Origin of the sequence: Saccharopolyspora sp. 7B (genome assembly GCF_020177435.1) — a bacterium.
Taxonomy (GTDB): domain Bacteria; phylum Actinomycetota; class Actinomycetes; order Mycobacteriales; family Pseudonocardiaceae; genus Saccharopolyspora_C; species Saccharopolyspora_C gregorii.
Map to the genome: position 1 here is coordinate 1 of NZ_JAIUKC010000266.1, position 3,355 is coordinate 3,355.

Consider the following 3,355-nt stretch of genomic DNA (forward strand, 5'->3'; position numbering starts at 1 on the left):
TCGCCGACTGGGCCGAACGCGCCATTCCGCGCAAAACGGACGCGAGTTCCGCGGGGCCCCAGGAGCGGAGAACGGCGCCCCCCGCGGGGGGGGGGCGCCGCCGGGGGGGGGCGGGGCGCGCGGATCCGGCGGCGATCAGCCGTCGAGCTCGACGGTCACCTTCTCGTCCGCGCGGCGCCGCTGCGCCTTCGCCGGATCCGGATTGCTCACCTGCACCAGGGAACCCTGCGCCGACAGCACCGACAGCAGGCCGTCCAGCACGCCCTGCGGCAACGTCCAGTTCCGCGCGGACAGCACCCGCGCCCCGCGGTCCACGCCCTGCTCGGCGGCGCGCCGCGACGCCAGCCCCAGCACCTCGTCCACGCTGAACTCCAGCAGCGCGGGAGCACTGCCCGGCACCGGGTCGCGCGGGGCGAAGTCGTCCCCGTGCACCCGCACGTCCGAGGCGTAGTCCACGACCTCCGCGGGCAGCCCGCGCACCGGCCCGCCCATCGCGTCCAAGCCGACCGCGGCCACCACGTGCGCCCCCGCGCCCGCCTCCAGCACCGAACCCGGCACGAACGCCACCTCGGCGCCCTTCGGATCGGCGACCACGTGCGCTCCGCACCACCACGCGCCCAGCAGCACGCCCAGCGTCTGCCAGTGCGCGGGCAGCGCGACCGCCACCGGGGCGCCCGGCTCCACGTCGAGCTCGTCCACCAGCCAGTTCGCCGTCTTCGCCGCCCAGTTCGCGGTGGTGGCCCTGGACAGCTCGACCCGCGCGCCGGTCGCGTCGTCGTAGTGCGTGATCAACGGCCGCGGTGATCCGGCGGCCACCATCGGGGCCAGCAGCGCCTGCGTGATGCTCATGCGGGGACCCTAGTGGTTCTGCTGCTGAGCACGAGGGTGGTCCGGTCGCGGGTGTGGTCGCTGCTCATCGGCTTCGCCGCTGACGGGAAAGAGCCGCGGCCCGCCGGGGCGGTTCGACGGCGAGCGGTGCGGGTGTCCGGTGCAGCGCGGGAGCGGCCCGTGCGGTCGGGTTCAGTTGATGCAGGGGATGCCCGTGGAGCTGATCGCGGGTGCGGGCGGGCTCTGCCGCCGCGCCGAACCGTCCAGGTCCAGCGCCGGGCCCGCGCCGAAACCGGCGGTGGGCACCAGGCCGGCGACGAACCCGCGCACCTGCGCCGGATCCACCGTCACCACGCTCTGCCCGTGCTCGTCGCGGTCGCCGACCGAACGCACCGGCAGCGTCACGAACCGGACGCTGCCCGAGGCGAGGCCCTGCATCCGCGCCGCGAACTCGGTGACGTCCCAGCTCTGGTCCAGCACCACCGAGCGCCGCGCCGCCTCCTGCAGCTCGGCGAGCTTCGCCGGGTTCGTGAGCGTCCCGGTGGACAGCAGCTTGTCCGTCACCGCGGCCAGGAACGCCTGCTGGCGCACGATCCGGTCCAGGTCGCCGCGCGGCAGCCCGTGCCGCTGGCGGACGAACGCCAGCGCGTCGCCACCGGAGATGGTCTGGCGCCCTGCCGCGAAGTCCGCGCCCGAGTTTTTGTCGCTGGTGGCGTGCCGCAGGCACACCTCGACCCCGCCGAGCGCGTCGGTCACCTCGTAGAAGCCCAGCAGGTTCACCTCGGCGTAGCGGTCCACCCGGACGCCCGCGAGGCCCTGCACGCTCTGCACCAGCGCGCGCTGCCCGGCCAGCTGCGCGCGCCGCTCGGCGGCGGCGCCGGAAGCGGGGTCCTGCCGGGACGCGGCCGCCTTCGCCAGCCCGTACACCGCGTTGATCTTCTGGGTGCCGCCGCCGGGCACCGGCACCGAGGTGTCCCTGGGCAGCGACACCGCCGTCGGCTGCGAGCCGTCGTGCGGGATCCGCAGCAGGATCAGGGTGTCGGTGTTGAGCCCGCTGGTGCTCTCGGTGCGCAGCTCGCGCAGCACGCTCAGCGGCAGCGGATCGCCCTGCGCGTCGGTGCGGCTGTCGTTGCCGACCAGCAGCACGTCGGTGGCGGCGTCGTCGGCCGGCGGCGCGTCGGGGGTCTCGGTGAGCACCTCGGAGCCGCCGACCTCGTCGCTGAGCCGGTCCAGCGCGGTCCACCCGGCCGCGACGACCGCGAGCACGCAGGCCGACAGCAGCGCGATCACCGCCCGGCCGAAGATCCGCAGCACGCGGCCCCCGCGCCTCCCCGGCGTCCCGGGGGCGTCCTCGTCGACGGCCACGGTCCCTCCCCGATGCGGCGGCCTCCCCGGCGGAGCCGCCCCGACAGCGGCCCGATTCCCGGAGTTGATCCACTGTAACCGGATCGCCCCGCCGAGCGGGCCCGTTCGGGCCGCGCGGCGGGGCGATCAGCGGGGTCGTGCCGGGATCAGTTCACGCAGGGGACCCCGCCCGCGTTGATCGGGCCGTCCGGCCCGTTCGGGTTCTGCTGCGCGGGCAGCGGCCTGGCCTGCCTGCCGCCGTCGAGCCGGATCTGCTTGCGACCGGCGAAGTTCTGCGTGCCGGGGCCCGCGTAGTCCGCGCCCAGGTACACCTCCACCGCGCCCGCGCCGAGGTTGCTGCTCTCCTTCAGCGGCAGCCCGCCGAGGCTCTCGGCGACCTGCTGCGCGGCGGCCTCGTCCCCGGGCGCGTGGTAGACCAGCGAGGTCGGCATCGAGTCCGCGTTGGAACTGCCGCCCTGGCTGAAGCCCTCCTGGCTGAGGCTGCTGAGCACGTCGGCGGCCAGGCCGGTCTTGCCGGAGGCGTTGAAGACGCTGACCGTGGTGCCGCTGCGCTGCTCCTCGGCGGCCTTCGCCTCCTGCTCCTTGGCCGCGCGTTCCGCGGGCGGCAGCAGCAGGTTGTCCACGAACTGCTTGACCTCGCGCGGGTTCGCCTCGACGTCCTCGGCACCGGATTCGCCGACCAGCTCGATCGGGATGGTCTGGAAGTCGATGTCGCCACCGGCGATGCCGGACATCTGCTGGGCGAAGTCGACCACGTCCCAGCCCTGGTCCAGCACCACGGACTTCTCCAGCGCCTGCATCAGATCGCCGAGCTTGCTCGGGTTGCTCAGGGTGCCGGTGGAGAGCATCTTGCCCGCCAGTCCGGACATGAACACCTGCTGGCGCACCACCCGGTCCAGGTCGCCGCGCGGCAGCCCGTGCCGCTGGCGCACGAACGCCAGCGCGTCCGCGCCGGAGATCGTCTGCGGGCCCGCCTTGAACACCGCGCCGGAGTAGGAGCTGTCGTCGACGTCGTCGAGCAGGCACACGTCCACGCCGCCGACGGCGGTGGTGATGTCGTGGAATCCCAGCAGGTTGACCTCGGCGTAGTGGTCGATGCTGGCGCCGGAGAGCTCTTCGATCGTTTTGATCAGGAATTTCTGGCCTTCGGCCTTGGATTGCA

General features: G+C 74.1%; 3 protein-coding genes. All 3 read right to left on the minus strand.

The window, feature by feature from the left end:
- Positions 1–135: 135 nt before the first annotated feature.
- On the minus strand, positions 136–849 hold the full coding sequence (locus LCD33_RS28410) for a TIGR03089 family protein (protein WP_224962520.1): 714 nt from the start codon (positions 847–849) through the stop codon (positions 136–138).
- A gap of 171 nt (positions 850–1,020) precedes the next feature.
- Complete coding sequence (locus LCD33_RS28415) at positions 1,021–2,193, minus strand: LCP family protein (RefSeq protein ID WP_224978490.1); 1,173 nt, start codon at positions 2,191–2,193, stop codon at positions 1,021–1,023.
- Positions 2,194–2,339: 146 nt separating this feature from the next.
- Positions 2,340–3,355, minus strand: a 1,016-nt coding sequence (locus LCD33_RS28420) for an LCP family protein (protein ID WP_224978491.1), incomplete at its 5' end; no start/stop codon positions are given.

Excerpts from the sequence above, each read along its gene's own strand:
- LCD33_RS28410 (WP_224962520.1), bottom strand. The coding sequence starts at position 849 with ATGAGCATCACGCAGGCGCTGCTGGCCCCGATGGTGGCCGCCGGATCA.